This window comes from Rhodococcus sp. IEGM 1302 (assembly GCF_030056935.1).
GTDB classification, from domain to species: Bacteria; Actinomycetota; Actinomycetes; order Mycobacteriales; family Mycobacteriaceae; genus Rhodococcus_F; species Rhodococcus_F qingshengii.
Map to the genome: position 1 here is coordinate 42418 of NZ_JASHKY010000012.1, position 17157 is coordinate 59574.

Consider the following 17157-nt stretch of genomic DNA (forward strand, 5'->3'; position numbering starts at 1 on the left):
CAGATGAAGTACAGCATCGAGCCGATGAACGTCGATGACACCGAACGGTGCGCGGAGTTGGAGCGCGCGTTGTTCGCAGGCGACGGACCCTGGAGCGCACAAGCGTTCGTCTCGGAACTTGCAGGCGCACATAATCATTACTTCGTTGCCCGGGAGCCTGACGGTCACGTCCTCGGCTACGCCGGAGTCGCATTGTTGGGGGCGTCGCCGAACATGGAGGCCGAGGTTCACACCATCGGTACAGATCCCTCGGCTCAGCGACTCGGAATCGGCGGCGCGTTGCTCGATGCGCTTCTGACTCTGGCGGATTCACGGCAGTGCCCGGTGTTCCTGGAAGTGCGCACCGACAACGAACCTGCCATCGCGCTGTACCGGCGCGAAGGATTCGAGATCGTCGGAACACGAAAGAAGTACTACCAGCCCAGTGGGGCAGATGCGTACACGATGAGACGGCCTGCCGTGCTCGGTGTCCGCGAAATTGAGGAGCAGCAAGCATGATCGTCATGGGTGTCGAAAGTTCTTGCGACGAAACAGGTGTCGGTATCGTCCGCTGGAACGGTGACGGAACCTGCGAGCTGTTGGCCGACGAGGTGGCATCGAGCGTGGATCAGCACGCCAGGTACGGGGGAGTGGTTCCCGAAGTGGCCTCGCGGGCTCACCTCGAGGCGATCGTGCCGACGATGCGCCGTGCCCTTGCTGCCGCCGGTATCGAGAAGCCCGACGCGCTGGCCGTCACCATCGGACCCGGCCTGGCCGGCGCGCTGCTGGTCGGTGTAGCCGCAGCGAAAGCCTATGCGGCAGCATGGAACATCCCGTTCTATGCGGTCAATCATCTCGGCGGTCACGTCTCGGTGGACACTCTCGAGCACGGTCCGTTGCCCTCGTGCGTCGCATTGTTGGTCTCCGGCGGTCACACACACCTGCTTCACGTCGAAGATCTGGGCAAGCCCATTGTCGAACTGGGCACGACTGTCGACGACGCCGCCGGCGAGGCCTTCGACAAGGTGGCCAGACTGCTCGGACTCGGCTTTCCCGGTGGACCGGCACTCGATGCTGCTGCGCAAGAGGGAGATCGGAACGTAATCGCCTTCCCTCGCGGCATGACGGGGCCGCGCGATTCGCGGCACGACTTCTCGTTCTCGGGACTCAAGACGTCCGTCGCGCGCTATGTCGAATCGAAAGAGCGCGCAGGCGAGACCTTTTCGATCCCGGACATCGCTGCCTCGTTCCAGGAAGCGGTTGCAGACGTCCTGACGATGAAGGCAGTGCGTGCAGCCAAGGACGTCGGGGTCGACACGTTGGTTCTCGGCGGCGGCGCCACGGCCAATTCGCGTATCCGCTCACTCGCCGAGCAGCGCTGCGCCGAAGCGGGCATCACGTTGCGCATTCCGAAACCTCGACTGTGCACGGACAACGGCGTGATGATCGCATCGTTGGCCGCTCACCTGATCGGAAACGGCGCAGGCCCTTCGGAATTGAGTGTTGCGACGGACCCGGGTCTGTCGGTCTCCGTCAGCCAGTTGATGCACTGAAAATCGGCCGACTGAGAATCAGCCGACCGGGGCCGGTTCCCGATCCGGTGTGGTCGCGGGACCGTTTTCGGGCATCGAGGTATTCGGTTCACCGGGCTTCGTCGTCGGATCACCGCCACCAGGGGTAGTGATTTCGGTTTCGGTGGAACCGGATCCAGGAGTCTCCGGCGTCGTCGGGTTCTCGCCGCCGCTCTCACCCGGGCCGAGACCGCCGCCGGGGTTTGCCTCGGTCGGATCGACCGGGGGCGTCGCCTCGGTGTCCGGCAGCGTCGGCCACCACGCCGGTGGATCGGGCAGCGTGATTCCGGGAATGGTCGGCCAATTCGGAGTGGTCGTTGTCGTGGTCGGCGGCGTGGTTGTCGTCGAGGTGTCCGGGATCGGCGCAGGCGGAAGTGTGTACTGATGCGTTGTGTACGAGTGCGTGTCGTAAGGCTGTGAGTCGAACGGGGTGGTGGGATACCCGTACCGAGGATACGTGCTGCCGGCTACCGAAGGCAGAGGATCATGAGACGGAATGATCGTCGATCCGGTGCTCGGTGTCGCTTCGGGGCTCACCGTCGTCGTGGTCGACCCCGTTCCGACGGGCGAGACCGCGGTGTCGTCGGTCGGCACCAATTCCTTTGCGCCGTAACCGAGTACCAGTCCGCCGACCACGAGCGCACCGATCAACGCTCCCGATACCTTGGCGGTGGATCCGGAGCGCTGGTCACTTCCGGAGCCCAGCAGCGGGAAACGAATTGCGGTGATCGAATCTGCCAGGAGTGCAGCACCTTTGGTTGCCGCAGTCTCGGGCTCGACGATCTCGACCATGGGGACGTCGACGGCAGCGGCGACGGCGGACCGCACGGCCGGAATATGTGCGCCACCTCCGATGAGTACAACGGCACCGACGGGCCGCGGTGAGCCCTTCACGACTTCACGGATGAAGGTGACGGCGCGCTCGATATCCGGGGCGATGATGGCCTCGAACTCGTCGCGCGTGATCGCCATCGCGTCGATCGGAAGGTCGACGGTCACCTTGGTGGACGTGGACAGTTGCTCTTTGGCGACATGGCACCGGGCGGCAAGAAGTTCCGCGTCGGTGTACCGGCGCAAGTGCCCTGGCGCCTTCTCCGTCACGAAGTCGACCAATGCCCGGTCGATTCCGGCCCCTGCGAGGGCGTCTATACGGTCGGAGTGCAGAACTTCACCGGTGTGGTCGACGACGGACACCGTCAGACCTTGATCGCCGACGTCCACCTGAGCTGTCGTGTCGTACCGCTCGGTTTTCCCTGTCTCGGCGAGATACGCGTGTACGGCGGCAGGTTCGGGGATTGCACGGACCTGCTTCGGCGAGCGCGAAAGAGATGACCTGATGCTCGCGAGTTGATCGTCCGTGCGATAGCTGACACCGATCGAGCGCGGCGCTTCAGATCCGTCCGTTACCTGCGTCGTCATCAGCTTGATGGATGCTCTGACAAGGTCACCGACGTTGGAATTGGCCTGATCCGCCGAGACGAAGCGAGTCTCGGCAGGCACGGCGCCTGGCGCGTTTGTGCTGGTATCGGTGTCGACGAGTGCTGAATAGACACCGGAAGATCCAGTGGAAATTCCCAGTGAACAACTCATCGCACACCTCCTCACAGTCAATACCGGTCAATGTTCAATCGACCGCCGTTATATGAACGTTACAGAAGGTTCGTGAGGATTGCTCAGTGCTTTTCGTCTCCGTGACGTCCTTTTCGGACCGAAAGGGTGGTTTTACCTGCGAAATTGTCGATCATTGATTCATGCGGAAAAAAGGCGATTCTCCCCACATCGACCGGGAACGACGACGCGCGCTGATCCGTGGTGCAGTGCTTCGGCCCACACTGACGGTGATCGCCTTCGGATGCGCGTATTTCTTTCTGCCGTGGATCGATGTACATACCGCCAGTGCAATCTTCCTCTTGATCGGTGGAGGCGCCGCGGTACTTGCCGTGACCACCTGGCAGGTGTGGCGAATTCTGCGTTCCGATGTGCCATCTCTGCAGGCGGTCGAAGCTGTGGCGGTGGTGATGCCGACGTACTTGTTGTTGGTGTCCATCACCTATTTTTCGGTCGAGCATGCAAGCCCTGGCAGTTTCACCGAACCGCTGTCGCGTATGGCGGCGCTGTACTTTTCGTTGTCCGTCTTCTCGACAGTCGGATTCGGTGACATCGCCGCGCAGACGGACCTTGCCCGGGGGCTCGTGAGCCTTCAGATCGTCTGCAATCTGGTGTTGATCGGATTCGGCGTTCGATTCGTCGTTGCCGCAGTGTCGTGGGCGAAATCGCACCGCTCGCCTTCGAGCGGACCTGAAATCACCTAGGACACTGCGGCAATCGGAGTCATCGTCCGGTGTGGACCAACAATTCGACGTTCTGGTCGACGCCGGTACCCGTCAGCTTCGGGTCGCGGTGGATGTCGTTGAACGACAGTTCGCGGTACAGCGAGGCGAGCCCGGCTGCCGACTTGTCGCTGTAGTCGACGGAATTGGGACTCTCCGCCTCGAAGAGCGTCGCAAGCAACGACACCGTTCCGTCATGGTTGTCCGCGATCTCGATGATGCGTCCGAGTTGCGGGTAGTCGATGTGAGAGGCGGTGTTGATCTCCCAGAAGCCCTGCTCGGGGGTCGCGCCGGGCCACGGGGTGATCTTGTTCTCGTGGGTGTGTCCGTTGACCCAGGCAAGTACGTTCGGGAAACGATGCAGCAAGTCGAGAAGCTGTGAACCGCGCAGGCGTGGCTCGAGGACGTTCTCGGGGTCGGGAATGAGATTGTCCATCGTGTCGCTCGTGTGGTGACTGAACAGCACGAAATACGTGTCACCTCGCGACTCGGTGACGCGAGAGCCCGCGGCGTCGTAGTAGGTGCTGCTGCCGGCGCGAAGGGTGTTCTCGATCCACTGGAACTGAGCGGCGCCCAGCGAACCGTCGACGAGGCCCGCGCGGTTGGTGGAGTCCATGCTGATGCCGACGACGCCCGGTGCGATCTCGAACGAGTAGTAACCGATACCGGTGTCGCCGGCGTCGGGGGCGAAACCGTGTCCGACGGGGCCGGGACCGGTGTGCGCGGGATCAAGATGTGCGGCGATGAACTGTCGCGGTGTGAACGGCGCGCGCGACGGGTCGGGGGTGACCTGGCGCGGCGGCGTCGTGAAGGCGGACAGGATTCCGGGTATCGCACTGGGATCGAACTTGGTGGCGACGTCGATCTGCTTGGCCTGCTCCGGTGAACCGGGCACCTCGAATTTGAGAGATCCCGTGTACATCGCTTCGAGCGGCGGGATGCCGCTGGGCACCGTGCCGGACACCGAATCGTCGTGGTTGCCGAACACGCAGTACCAAGGGGTGTTCAGGCCGGGGCTCGACACGGGCGTGAAAGCGGCACCGAAGAAATCGGGGATCTCCGGGAATCCGGCCTTCTTGTACATGTCGAGCATCGGTGACTCGGGGTTCCAGTAGAGATCGGCACCCGAGTTCTGTACACCCTCGTAGCGGTCCTTGGCACCGGTATTGGCGACGACGGTTCCGCCGTTGAGTGAGGTGAGGAACCAGTCGAGTTCGGCGAATTCCTTGTTGTCCGTGTTGTCGCCGGTGGTGACGACGGCATCGAAGGGTCGCGACGTGTGCGGGCCACTGCCGATCGAATTGACCCGGCGGACAAGTGAAATCAGCCCGTGCGCCGTCAGGGTCTCCTGGGGGCGGAACGCCGAGCCGGTGATCTGGTGGACGTACTCGAATCGCATGGGGGACTGGGCGTCGACGATGTGGACGTCGGTCAACTGCACGAGTGAGGCGAGCGCGGTGCGTCGGTCCTCGCGTCCCGACTTCGGCTCGGCCAACTCGCTGCGCACGATGTTCGCCCAACCGGGTCCGGCGGTGAGCTTGGTGTAGCCGCTGCTGCTGACGGGGGTGGACACGGACTCGAGAGTGGTGCCAGGACCTGACGTCGGAATGGTCGACGCGCCTGCATATTGCAGGCCCCACGGCTTGCCAAGGCTGACCGCGCCGACGGCGCCGAGTCCGGCGAAGGTCAGAAAACTACGGCGATTGATGTTCGTCACGAAGTGAACAATAGGTGAACGTGGTGGACGGCTGTCCTGTTTCGCTCTGGACGAAGAGAAAAATGCGCCCAGTCCTTGAGGGTTGGCACTCTCACGTATAGAGTGCCAATTGGCGCTGATCGAGTTCCGGCACCCGCGACGACGGGACTGCAGTGACGCGCCGTAAACGGCATACCCAAACAGCTGTCCGAGGATCGCCTCGGACGCACATACCCCAAAGTGGAGGGCTCATCGTGGCGAGCGTCAACATCAAGCCGCTCGAGGACAAGATCCTCGTCCAGGCCAACGAGGCTGAAACGACGACGGCTTCCGGCCTGGTCATTCCTGACACAGCCAAGGAAAAGCCCCAGGAGGGCACCGTCGTTGCAGTCGGCGAAGGCCGCGTCAACGAGCAGGGCAACCGCATCCCGGTCGACGTCAAGGAGGGTGACACGGTCATCTACTCCAAGTACGGCGGAACCGAGATCAAGTACGCCGGCCAGGAATACCTGATCCTGTCGGCACGCGACGTGCTGGCTGTCGTCTCCAAGTAAGACACACGTGATCCGCCCCGGAGTCCACACAGGATCCCGGGGCGGAATGCGTTCACGCCCCGAAGATTCAGGAGCTGACAGAACAGATGTCCAAGCAAATTGCGTTCAACGAGACCGCACGCCGCGCTCTCGAAGCCGGAGTCGACAAGCTTGCCGACGCCGTCAAGGTGACCTTGGGCCCGCGTGGACGCCACGTCGTGCTCGCCAAGGCATTCGGCGGCCCCACCGTCACCAACGACGGTGTGAGCATCGCCCGTGAGATCGAGCTCGAAGATCCCTTCGAGAACCTCGGCGCACAGCTCGTCAAGAGCGTCGCCACCAAGACCAACGATGTTGCCGGCGACGGCACCACCACCGCGACCGTTCTGGCCCAGGCCATCGTCCGCGGCGGACTCAAGAACATCGCAGCGGGCGCGAACCCGATGGCTCTCGGCGTCGGCATCAACGCCGCAGCCGACAAGGTCGTCGAGGAACTGCTCGCCGCAGCCACCCCCGTCGAGGGCGAGAAGTCGATCGCTCAGGTCGCCACCGTCTCCTCGCGTGACGAAGAGATCGGCAAGCTCGTCGGCGAGGCACTCACCCGTGTCGGAACCGACGGCGTCGTGACGGTCGAGGAATCCTCCACCGTTGCAACCGAACTCGTTGTCACCGAAGGTGTTCAGTTCGACAAGGGCTACCTCTCGCCCTACTTCGTCACCGACATCGATGCGCAGAAGGCCGTCTACGAAGACGCGCTGATCCTGCTCTTCCGCGAGAAGATCAGCTCACTTCCCGACTTCCTTCCGCTGCTCGAGAAGGTTGCCGAATCCGGCAAGCCGCTCTTGATCATCGCCGAGGACGTCGAGGGTGAAGTTCTCTCCACCCTCGTGGTCAACTCCATCCGCAAGACCATCAAGGCCGTCGCCGTCAAGGCGCCGTTCTTCGGTGATCGTCGCAAGGCATTCCTCGACGACCTCGCAGTCGTCACGGCAGGCACCGTCATCAACACCGACGTCGGCCTCTCGCTCAAGGAAGCCGGCCTCGAGCTGCTCGGCAGCGCTCGCCGCGTTGTCGTCACCAAGGACGAGACGGTCATCGTCGACGGTGCAGGCACCGCTGACGACATCGCGACCCGCGTTGCGCAGCTGCGTCGCGAGATCGAGAACACCGATTCGGATTGGGACCGCGAGAAGCTCGAAGAGCGTCTGGCGAAGCTGTCCGGCGGCGTGGCCGTCATCAAGGTCGGCGCAGCCACCGAAACCGATCTGAAGGAACGCAAGTTCCGCGTCGAGGATGCGGTCAACGCAGCCAAGGCAGCAGTTTCCGAGGGCATCGTCCCCGGTGGCGGATCGGCTCTCGTTCAGGCCGGTACGGCTCTGATCGGGAACCTCGGCTTGACGGGTGACGAGGCCACCGGCGTTGCCGTGGTCCGCGAAGCCCTCAACGCTCCGTTGTTCTGGATCTCCAGCAACGCAGGCATCGACGGTTCCGTCGTTGTCAGCAAGGTCGCCGAGATGACCAAGGGCGAAGGCTTCAACGCTGCCACCCTCACCTACGGCAACCTGCTTGCCGACGGCGTCGTCGACCCGGTCAAGGTCACTCGCTCGGCAGTGGTCAACGCCGCTTCCGTCGCGCGCATGATCCTCACGACCGAGAGCGCCGTCGTCGAGAAGCCGACCGAGGAAGTTGCCGACACCGGACACGGTCACAGCCACTGACTCGCTGCTCGTAGTTTCGACAAAGAAGAGATCCCCCACCGGATTCCGGTGGGGGATCTTTTTTCGTCTGGCGATCAGATGAGCGGGATCGTTGCGAACGGCTCGCTCGTCGGCTGCTGCGATCCGCCGGGCGGTTCGATAGTGAACGCCAACTTCGTATTCGGACCGATGCCGTCGAGCACCACCTGGGTAGTGGGTTTGACGTCGCCCGGAGCCATCGTCCCCATCGGGATCATCGTGGTGTCGTCGGTGTCGCCCGGCACCAGCCACATCTGGTAGACGGTATCCGGACTCGGGGGAGTCACATCGTTCATCACGAGGACTGCGGCGTCTTCGGAGGGCGAGAACAGCGTCGTGGCACTACCGCCGCCCGGGATTTCACGCGTCGTGGCATGAACGTCGGGTGCTGCCATGATTTCGGACGCGGGGTTCTGCGGCGGCGTGTTGTCGGACAGCGTGCGCCCGATTCCGATGCCGCCGACCAGGATTGCGACTGCGGCGGCCGCCGCAAGAGCCACGGTCCACGGGCGTCGACGGTTACGGCGCTCGGCCAGCGAAACGGGGGCATTGGGAGCAGCGGCCTGCTCTGCGATCGAGGCAAGGACGCTGCTGCGCAGCGACGGCGGGGGCTCGACGGCGTCGACGACGGTCATCGCGGCCATGGTTTCGGCGGTGAGCCGGACCTGGGCGTCGAATTCGGCGTGGGTCGCGGAGTCCGAAGCGGCAAGTCGTTTGTCGACCTCACGGCGCTCGTCGAGGTCCAACGCATCGATCGCGTAGGCGTACGCGTAGTCGATCAGCTCTTCGTCCATCTCACATCACCCCCAAACATCCACGTAGGCGCAGTAGTCCGTCGCGAATTCGCGACTTGATCGTGGGAATCGCCACGCCGAGATCTTCGGCCACCTCGCGGTACGTTCGGCCGCCGTAATAGGCGAGAGTCACCGATTGGCGCTGAGTGTCCGTCAGCGTTTCGAGACAGTCGGTGACAGCACGATGCTCGTCTCTTCGTGTCACTTCGTCGCTGACGACGTCGAACTCGGGAGTGGCATTGGTGGTGTCGTAGAGAGCCTGTCGATCCGAACTCGACTGTTCTGAGCGCACGCGATCCACTGCGCGCCGGTGGGCAAGTGTCAGGAGCCAGGAGAGCGCGGACCCCTTGGCGGGGTCGAAGCTGTCGGCTGATTTCCAGGCTTGGAGGTAGACCTCTTGGACCGCTTCCTCGGAGAAACCTGGATCACGGAGTACACGAAGAACCATGCCGTACACACGGGAGCTGGTTCGGTCGTAGAACTCGGCGAAGGCGCTCTGGTCGCCACCGGCGACGTTCGCGAGGATCACTGCCAGCTCGCGTGATTCCGCGATGCGCGCGGTGCGGGCCGCAGAATTGTCCGTCGGGCATGCGTCGGCCGCATCCGACGCATGGTCTGGCTCGCTCACGAAGAGTTGTCTCGCTTCATCGCGTACAACCGTAGCGTGCATGTCCGGTTCTTTTCTCTTGGCCCGCCGTTGGCCGCTGTGCGCCTTTATTAACCGCGGGGGGTTGATAAAGGCGCACAGCAGGTGGGGACTACTGCGGCATCAGCACCGAATCGATGAGGTAGACGGTGGCGTTTGCGGTCTTGACTCCACCGCAGACGACAGTTGCGTCGTTGACCTTGATGTTGTCACCGGATCCGGTGACGGTGACCGTTCCGCCCTCGGCGGTGGGGTGAGTTCCGTCGATCGCGTCAGGGGCGATCTGGCCGGGAACCACGTGGTAGGTGAGGATCTTGGTCAGCATGGCGCTGTCCGTCTTGAGGCTGTCGATCGTGGCGGGGTCGATCTTGGCGAATGCCGAGTCGATCGGTGCGAAGACGGTGAACTCGCCGCCGTTGAGGGTGTCGACCAGGTTGACGTCCGGGTTGAGCTGGCCGGAGACTGCCGCGGTCAAGGTGGTGAGCAACGGATTGTTGGATGCCGCTGTGGCAACCGGATCCTGGGCCATTCCGCTGACCGATCCGGCGCCGCTCGGCACTGCAGCTGCGTAGTCGGCACAACCTGCACCGACCAGATCAGAAGCGGGCTCTGCCATCGCGCTGCTGGGAGACATGCTCGATCCCATGGCAGAAGACGTCATGGCGGCGCTGGACGTGTCGGTCGACGAATCGTTGTCGTCCGAGGAGCAACCGACCACGCCGAAGACGGCGAAAGAGGCTGCTGCGGTGACTGCCAGAACTCGAGTAGAGGTGTTCATGGGTCTGCCTTCCTGAAGGGATGTGCTGAGGTGCACTGTCAGAAGGCATTCGGAGGCGGGCGTCGGTCGGATGGGTCGTGTCGGAAATTCTTTTCGACGGTGTCCCGTCCACACGCAAAAGCCCCCGAAAACTCTCGGGGGCCTAGTGCGCTCTACCTACATGTATCAGGAAGCTATGCGGGTGGTGCGACGGTGGCGCGCGTGTAGTTCACGTTCGGTTTCCGACATTCCTCCCCAGATGCCGTACGGCTCGGCGACGGTCAGCGCGTGGCTGCGGCACTGCATCAGGACCGGGCACTGACGGCACATCTCTTTTGCGCGGGTTTCGCGCTGGGCACGTGCTCTACCGCGTTCGCCATCGGGATGGAAGAACATGGAGGAGTCGACTCCGCGGCACAGACCGTGCATCTGCCAGTCCCAGATGTCTGCGTTGGGGCCTGGAAGGTGATTCGGTGCAGGCATGTTGACTCCTTACTGCAAGCTCGCGTTGATCAACGAGCGGACCAAGTTGCCCGGAGGTTATCCGGGCCTTCTGAATCGTTCACGCTTGCTAACCGTAAGGGTGCTGAGTAAATCGCGTCAATAGGCTCGTTCAGTGGCGATCGGCATATATCGAAATGCGAGAGTTAACGAAGTATATATTTACATTTCGGGCTCCTCGTGCGTTGTTCTGCGCCGATGTCGAAATTGGGTCGATCGAGGTGGCGGCCGGCAAGCCTGGCTGCTCGAGATGCGAAACCCACAGATCAGGGATATGTTCGAGGCTGATCGCCCGGCGAAATCACTCGGTCATTCGGCTCGGTTTGCGTCATTTGTCCGATATTGCGTGGGCGTGGTTGCACTCCATTTCGGGACTTAGTGCCCAAGTTTCAACTAGGACATCCGTCCAATAAGTAATGCGCAGTTAACGTCACGGATATATGCCCGTTAAATATCATTACGAGTACATTTGGCAAATCTCAGTTGAATATCTGATTAACTCCGACAAACTTGCCTTTTCGTGTTTCGTGCGACTTTTGGCATCGTTGGTGTGACGCCGGTCGTGCGAATGTCTGCTCGTGCTGCTGCGATGATCAACCTGTGTCGACACCTGCGCGCCCTCAATCACCTGTGCCCAACGAAACAACTGCACTTCCAGGGTCCCTCGAGTCTGCCGCGTTCGGTGCGGATCCGGATCTCGTCCGCCTCCCGGCGCCTTGCTCTACCCGAGATTGGTGGACAACGGCAGTAGTGCTGGGTGGTCAGGGCCGCTACGCAAGAGCGCGGGCTGCATTGGATGTCCTCGATCGGCTCACGGCCGGTTTCTCGACGCACTCGGATCGAGTTCTTGCCTCTCTGTCTACCAGCACGAGGGCGTCGTTTCTTCGCCAGAGCGGACGCCATGCACTCGCGTCCACGTGGGACGGGCGCGCACTGGCGATCGTCGGCGGCCTGCCAGGTGATCCAGAGGCTGCCTGTGACGCTCTGACCGGTCTGGCCGCAGACGCCCTCGGCTGTGGCAGGCTCACGCTCGGCTGGCGCCTGCTGGCGCAATGTCGGGCGCGTCTGGATGCCGAGGGCGGGCTGTGGCGGCAGGAAATTCGGATCGAATGGGTCTCCGCAGAATTGGCGTTGGCGGGAGGCGACTTCGCTCGTGCCCGCAGACACGCAGAACGCGCCGTCGAATTGTCAGCGGAATCGGAGTCTGTGCGGCACCGCGTGAAGTCGGATCTGCTGCGTAGCGCCGCGCTGACCGGAACCGACGCGAGCGCAGCCGTGAAGATGGCAGCAGATGTGTTCGCGCGGTGCCGGCAATACGGCCTGCTGCCCCTGGCCTGGGCGTCGTCTCTGTTGATCGAAGGTGTCAGCGGTGAGAGAACCTCACCGAGTGCCCGGGAGATCGGCGATCTGATTGCGATGCGTGGTGGATCACTCCTACCTTTGTCGTAACCACTCCACCGAAGTCTCCGGAGAACATTCCAGAAGGAGCTGTATCGATATCGCGACTGCTGGGCAGGTATGCGGAGACCAGTCGGTCCGGATGGTTACTCTTAGAGGGTTCCGCTGAGAGCGGGAGCACACCCGCTCGGGAGGTGCCACTGTAACGCCAGGATTTTCGCTGACGATGACAAATACGAGCGATGAGTTGGACACCGCGGTCGCTGCTGCTGCGCAGGGCGACCGTACAGCTCTAGCTTTGGTTCTGGAGAACATCCGACCGATGGTGGTGCGCTACTGCCGCGGTCGAGTGGGTGCGGCCGAGAGAGGACACCTGTCCGCTGACGACGTCGCACAGGAAGTCTGTCTGGCCGTGATGACCGCGCTGCCGCGTTATCAGGACCAGGGACGCCCGTTCATGGCCTTTGTGTACGGAATTGCCGCGCACAAGGTTGCGGACGCACATCGAAGCTCCGCCCGTAACAAGTCGGAGCCCGTTTCCGAAGTACCGGATGTAATAGCACTGGATGATGGTCCCGAACAGCGAGCTCTCGATTCGGAGTCCAGCAGACAGATGCACGAACTTCTCGGCACACTTCCGGAGAAGCATCGAGAAATCTTGATACTTCGCCTGGTGGTCGGGATGTCGGCCGAGGAAACGGCCGTCGCCGTCGGTAGTACCGCCGGAGCTGTACGAGTCGCTCAGCACAGAGCGATCGCGAAACTGAAAAAAGAAGTGACGAAAGCAGGTGAGAGCTTTGGCTAGAGACGAGGGGCATGACGCTTCGAATCTCGGTGATCTCGCCGACGACGGTACGCCAGTGGATTTGGCTGCGGTTCGGCGTGACGATGCGCTGATCGAATCCATTTCGAATGGTGGGCCGGTAGCAACCGATAGCACCGAACAGTACGAACTTGCGTTGATCCTCTCGCAATGGCGTGACGATGTCGTTGCGACTCCGATGCCCGAGGGTCCGTTGTTGGACGATGTCATCGCTGCAATCACAGCGACGCCGTCCGGCTTCTCCGATCGTCAGCGTTCACGTTCCCGTTCTCGATTGCGTGTGGTTCGTCCGATCGCCGCCGCTGCAGCAGTTGCAGCAGTGGTCTTCGGTGGCGCCACGGCGATGGCGTACGACGCCCAGCCCGGCGATGCCCTGTGGGGCGTCAAGCAGGTCGTCTTCGCCGACGAGGCCAACTCGACAGTTGCGAAGATCGACACGACTTCCGAGCTGGAAAAGGCCGAGCGGCTGTTGGCTGCCGGAGACATTCCTGCGGCAAAGATGGTGCTGGACAACGCAGCTCACCGTGCCGATGCGGTCAAGGACTCGCAGGACAAGACCGACCTCGTCGAGCGTTGGGGCAAGTTGATGACGCAGGTCCAGGAGACCACGTCACCCGCAGTGCCGCCGTCGACGACCGACCAGCAGTCCTCGATTGCCACCTCTCCCACGGCGATTCCGGGGATCTCCGTCAATCCGGCGAACCCTCAGCTGCCTGGGGGTGTGACCACGACGACAACGCCCAATCCTGGAATCATGCAGGCGCCTGGTCCAAGCGCGGCGTCGTCGACACCGTCATCGTCGCCCACGGCAACGACCACGACAACAACGACGACAACCACGACAACGACGCCTCTGGCGCCGGCCTCGTCTCCGTCGGGTGATTCTTCTTCACCCCCGCCCTGATCGCACCGTTCCGATCTGAATTCAAACGAAAGTGGCCGACAAGCAATTGCTTGTCGGCCACTTTCGTATGAGCTTGGGTGAGGTTTCGCTCAGCTGTCGAAACCGTCGCCGTGCATCGCCTCGTTCATCGACGCGTCGGCGTATCCACGGCAGTAGTCCCACGTGACATATGCCTCAGGCATCGGGTCGTAGGCAGGCTCGTGGGGGCGGACGGTTCCGTCCACGAGCAGCTGCAGCAGGTTTGCGCGCAGCATGTCCCAGTCGTGGTAGTGATCCTGTTGGCAGTCCTCGCAGCAGACTACGAGACCGCGGATACCGCGGTGAGCGAGGAGTGCCTCGTATACAGCGAGGTCAGCGAGATCCTCCTCGACCGCTTGGCGTTCGTGGGGGTCGAGTGGTTGGCCCGGCTCGATGGCATCGAGAGCCGCGGAGGGGTCAGCTGGGTCGCCGGCGAAGGGATCTGGCGGCAGACCGGGGGGCAGTTGATCACGCACAGCACCACGGTACGCAGGTCAGGGGGGTCAGCGCCACTTGTTACGCGTACCCGCAGCGTGGGTGGGATGGTTCGGACCTTTGAGTGAGCCGATACCATGGTGTGCAACGCCGGGAAAAGGTGCCAGGAATTTCTTTCCGTGCAGGCGCCTTCTATCCGATATCCAGCTTTCGTAATCCGTTTCGAGGCGGCTGCTACAGCGGTCGCCCTGGGCGAATCTAGGTCCATGGAGGGTCCTGACCGCATGAGTAGTTCTGCAGGACATGTACACACCGGAGGAGACGACCCCAACAAGGTCGCGATGCTGGGACTGACATACGACGACGTGCTGCTGTTGCCGGCTGCGTCCGACGTCATCCCGAGCCAGGTCGACACGTCCAGTCAACTGACCCGCGACATCCGTCTGCGGATTCCGTTGGTCAGTTCTGCGATGGACACCGTCACCGAGTCGCGCATGGCAATTGCGATGGCACGCGCCGGCGGCATGGGTGTCCTGCACCGCAACTCGTCGGTTGAGGTCCAGGCAGGACAGGTCGAGACGGTCAAGCGTTCCGAGGCCGGCATGGTGACCGATCCCGTCACGTGTAAGCCGACCGACACGATGGGTGAGGTCGATGCGAAGTGCGCTCGTTTCCGCATCTCGGGTCTGCCTGTCACCGACGACGCCGGCCAGCTGGTTGGCATCGTCACCAACCGGGACATGCGTTTCGAGGTCGACCAGAATCGCCCGGTCGCGGAGATCATGACCAAGATGCCCCTGATCACCGCTCAGGAAGGCGTCACCGCTGACGTGGCACTGGGCCTTCTTCGTCGGCACAAGATCGAGAAGCTGCCGATCGTCGACGGCAACGGCAAGCTCACCGGTCTGATCACGGTCAAGGACTTCGTCAAGACCGAGCAGCATCCCGACGCCACCAAGGACCGTGACGGTCGACTGCTCGTCGGCGCTGCAGTCGGTGCCGGCGATGACGCCTTCCAGCGCGCGATGGCGCTCACCGATGCCGGTGTGGACGTACTCGTGGTGGACAGTGCGCACGGGCATTCGTCCAATGTTCTCGACATGATCGCCAAGCTCAAGCGTGAACTGGGCGAGCGGGTTCAGATCATCGGTGGCAACGTCGCTACGCGCGCGGGTGCTCTGGCACTGGTCGAAGCCGGCGTCGATGCCGTCAAGGTCGGAGTCGGCCCTGGTTCCATCTGCACCACCCGCGTCATCGCCGGTGTCGGTGCCCCTCAGGTCACGGCCATCCTGGAAGCGGTTGCCGCGTGCAAGCCTCTGGGTGTGCCCGTCATCGCCGACGGTGGACTCCAGTTCTCCGGTGACATTGCGAAGGCTCTTGCCGCAGGTGCGTCGACGGCCATGCTGGGTTCACTCCTGGCCGGTACCGCTGAATCGCCCGGCGAACTGATTCTGGTCGGCGGCAAGCAGTTCAAGAGCTACCGCGGAATGGGTTCGCTCGGCGCGATGCAGTCGCGTGGCGAGGCCAAGTCGTACTCCAAGGATCGGTACTTCCAGGACGACGTGCTTTCCGAGGACAAGTTGGTTCCGGAAGGCATCGAAGGACGTGTTCCGTTCCGTGGCCCGCTCTCGCAGGTGACGCACCAGCTCACCGGTGGTCTGCGCGCTGCCATGGGATACACGGGGTCGGCGACGATCGAGCACCTGCAGAACGCTCAGTTCGTCCAGATCACGGCGGCCGGTTTGAAGGAAAGCCATCCGCACGACATCACGATGACTGTCGAAGCACCCAACTACACCGCTCGTTAGCAACCAGTACACGAGAAAGGGGCGCGCGTGCGCGACCTCGTTGAGATCGGCATGGGTCGAACGGCCCGACGTACCTACGAGTTGGACGATGTGAACATCGTTCCCTCCCGGCGAACTCGTTCGTCGAAGGAGGTGTCGACTGCTTGGCAGCTCGACGCTTACAGGTTCGACATTCCTGTCCTCGCACATCCCACCGACGCGTTGGTCTCGCCGACTTTCGCGATCGAGTTGGGTAAGCGCGGCGGCCTCGGTGTCATCAACGGTGAAGGCCTGTGGGGCCGTCACCCCGATGTCGAGGAGAAGCTCCGGCGTCTCGTCGAGATCGCCGAGAAGGACGGTGGCGTCGACGCGGCCATCCGCTACCTGCAGGAGCTGCATGCGGCTCCGCTGCAGGCCGGTCTTCTGGCAGCTGCGGTGGCGCAGGTCCGTGATTCGGGGGTCACCACTGCCGTTCGCGTCAGCCCGCAGAATGCGCGCGCACTGACGCCGGAGCTGATCAAGGCGGGAATCGACCTCCTGGTCGTCCACGGCACGATCATCTCGGCCGAGCACGTCGTGCACACCGAGCAGGAACCGCTCAACCTCAAGACGTTCATCTCGGAACTCGACGTTCCGGTTGTCGCGGGTGGGGTCAGTGACCACCGCACCGCGCTGCACCTGATGCGTACCGGCGCTGCCGGTGTCATCGTCGGGTACGGGTCTACCGAGGGTGCAACCACCACCGGTGAGGTCCTGGGCATCGGCGTTCCGATGGCCACGGCCATTGCCGATGCTGCAGCAGCCAGGCGCGACTACCTCGACGAGACGGGTGGACGCTACGTCCACGTCATCGCCGACGGTGACATCGCAACTTCGGGTGATCTGGCGAAGGCCATCGCCTGCGGTGCCGACGCTGCCGTTCTGGGCACGCCGCTGGCCGTGTCCGCCGAGGCGCCGGGTGGTGGCTGGTACTGGCCGTCCGCTGCGGCTCATCCTTCGGTTCCGCGTGGAGCACTTCTTCCGGTTTCCTATGGTGAGCGTCCGAGTCTGGACCAGGTTCTGAGCGGCCCTTCGGACGATCCGTACGGTTCGCTGAACTTCGTCGGTGGTCTCCGTCGGTCGATGGCGAAGGCCGGATACTCCGATCTCAAGGAGTTCCAGAAGGTCGGGCTGACAGTCCGCGCGTAGTTTGTACCTTTCTGTGGCCCCGGTTCTTCGTGAACTGGGGCCACAGTTCGTTGTGCAGGAC

General features: G+C 62.7%; 17 protein-coding genes. 10 read left to right on the plus strand and 7 right to left on the minus strand.

Features of this window, described 5'->3' with window-relative positions; genetic code table 11:
- The first annotated feature begins 3 nt into the window (after positions 1 to 3).
- Positions 4 to 498, plus strand: a complete 495-nt coding sequence (rimI, locus tag QM609_RS17690) for a ribosomal protein S18-alanine N-acetyltransferase (RefSeq protein ID WP_050655860.1) — start codon at positions 4 to 6, stop codon at positions 496 to 498.
- Entirely contained in the window at positions 495 to 1532 is a 1038-nt protein-coding gene (gene tsaD / locus QM609_RS17695) for a tRNA (adenosine(37)-N6)-threonylcarbamoyltransferase complex transferase subunit TsaD (protein ID WP_050655848.1), read from the plus strand. The genes rimI and tsaD overlap by 4 nt, the downstream gene beginning before the upstream one ends.
- Before the next feature lie 18 nt (positions 1533 to 1550).
- On the opposite strand, the gene QM609_RS17700 is transcribed toward tsaD, so the two are convergent.
- A complete protein-coding gene (locus tag QM609_RS17700) occupies positions 1551 to 3140 on the minus strand; it encodes an Hsp70 family protein (protein ID WP_042449735.1) in 1590 nt (529 codons plus the stop codon).
- A gap of 161 nt (positions 3141 to 3301) precedes the next feature.
- Between QM609_RS17700 and QM609_RS17705 the strand changes: the two genes are divergently transcribed.
- A complete protein-coding gene (locus QM609_RS17705) occupies positions 3302 to 3862 on the plus strand; it encodes a potassium channel family protein (RefSeq protein ID WP_054782245.1) in 561 nt (186 codons plus the stop codon).
- 19 nt (positions 3863 to 3881) lie between these two features.
- Here QM609_RS17705 and QM609_RS17710 read toward each other — a convergent pair whose 3' ends face one another.
- Positions 3882 to 5597, minus strand: a complete 1716-nt coding sequence (locus QM609_RS17710) for a TIGR03767 family metallophosphoesterase (protein ID WP_050656359.1) — start codon at positions 5595 to 5597, stop codon at positions 3882 to 3884.
- A gap of 233 nt (positions 5598 to 5830) precedes the next feature.
- Here QM609_RS17710 and groES point away from each other — a divergent pair, with 233 nt between their 5' ends.
- Together groES and groL are read left to right on the plus strand one after the other, a co-directional pair.
- Positions 5831 to 6130, plus strand: a complete 300-nt coding sequence (groES, locus tag QM609_RS17715; protein WP_003940763.1) for a co-chaperone GroES — start codon at positions 5831 to 5833, stop codon at positions 6128 to 6130.
- An 86-nt stretch (positions 6131 to 6216) separates the two neighbouring features.
- Positions 6217 to 7827, plus strand: coding sequence for a chaperonin GroEL (gene groL, locus QM609_RS17720; protein WP_003940715.1), 1611 nt, complete (start codon positions 6217 to 6219; stop codon positions 7825 to 7827).
- A 74-nt stretch (positions 7828 to 7901) separates the two neighbouring features.
- Here the strand turns inward: groL and QM609_RS17725 are convergent, their stop codons facing one another.
- The 4 genes from QM609_RS17725 to QM609_RS17740 form a co-directional block, all read right to left on the minus strand.
- Positions 7902 to 8639, minus strand: a complete 738-nt coding sequence (locus QM609_RS17725; protein ID WP_076949015.1) for an anti-sigma factor — start codon at positions 8637 to 8639, stop codon at positions 7902 to 7904.
- 1 nt (position 8640) lies between these two features.
- Entirely contained in the window at positions 8641 to 9309 is a 669-nt protein-coding gene (locus tag QM609_RS17730) for a sigma-70 family RNA polymerase sigma factor (protein ID WP_007728615.1), read from the minus strand.
- Positions 9310 to 9397: 88 nt separating this feature from the next.
- Positions 9398 to 10063, minus strand: a complete 666-nt coding sequence (locus QM609_RS17735) for a fasciclin domain-containing protein (RefSeq protein WP_050656361.1) — start codon at positions 10061 to 10063, stop codon at positions 9398 to 9400.
- A 165-nt stretch (positions 10064 to 10228) separates the two neighbouring features.
- A complete protein-coding gene (locus tag QM609_RS17740; protein ID WP_003940939.1) occupies positions 10229 to 10525 on the minus strand; it encodes a WhiB family transcriptional regulator in 297 nt (98 codons plus the stop codon).
- A gap of 768 nt (positions 10526 to 11293) precedes the next feature.
- Between QM609_RS17740 and QM609_RS17745 the strand changes: the two genes are divergently transcribed.
- The 3 genes from QM609_RS17745 (at position 11294) to QM609_RS17755 (ending at position 13668) form a co-directional block, all read left to right on the plus strand.
- The gene (locus tag QM609_RS17745) at positions 11294 to 11992 is read left to right on the plus strand and encodes a hypothetical protein (protein ID WP_082239115.1); all 699 of its coding nucleotides are present in this window, start codon (positions 11294 to 11296) and stop codon (positions 11990 to 11992) included.
- Positions 11993 to 12167: 175 nt separating this feature from the next.
- Entirely contained in the window at positions 12168 to 12746 is a 579-nt protein-coding gene (locus tag QM609_RS17750) for a sigma-70 family RNA polymerase sigma factor (protein WP_003940953.1), read from the plus strand.
- Complete coding sequence (locus tag QM609_RS17755) at positions 12730 to 13668, plus strand: anti-sigma-D factor RsdA (RefSeq protein WP_228402069.1); 939 nt, start codon at positions 12730 to 12732, stop codon at positions 13666 to 13668. Before QM609_RS17750 ends, QM609_RS17755 begins: the two co-directional genes overlap by 17 nt.
- Positions 13669 to 13757: 89 nt before the next feature.
- Here the strand turns inward: QM609_RS17755 and QM609_RS17760 are convergent, their stop codons facing one another.
- Positions 13758 to 14162, minus strand: a complete 405-nt coding sequence (locus QM609_RS17760; protein ID WP_003940777.1) for a DUF5319 domain-containing protein — start codon at positions 14160 to 14162, stop codon at positions 13758 to 13760.
- 243 nt (positions 14163 to 14405) lie between these two features.
- Between QM609_RS17760 and guaB the strand changes: the two genes are divergently transcribed.
- Together guaB and QM609_RS17770 are read left to right on the plus strand one after the other, a co-directional pair.
- Positions 14406 to 15929 carry an IMP dehydrogenase gene (gene guaB, locus QM609_RS17765; protein WP_003940903.1) on the plus strand — a complete coding sequence of 508 codons (1524 nt, stop codon included), beginning with the start codon at positions 14406 to 14408 and terminating at the stop codon, positions 15927 to 15929.
- Positions 15930 to 15956: 27 nt separating this feature from the next.
- Positions 15957 to 17096: a GuaB3 family IMP dehydrogenase-related protein gene (locus tag QM609_RS17770; protein ID WP_003940976.1), complete on the plus strand. Its 1140-nt coding sequence runs from the start codon at positions 15957 to 15959 to the stop codon at positions 17094 to 17096.
- Positions 17097 to 17157 lie beyond the last annotated feature (61 nt).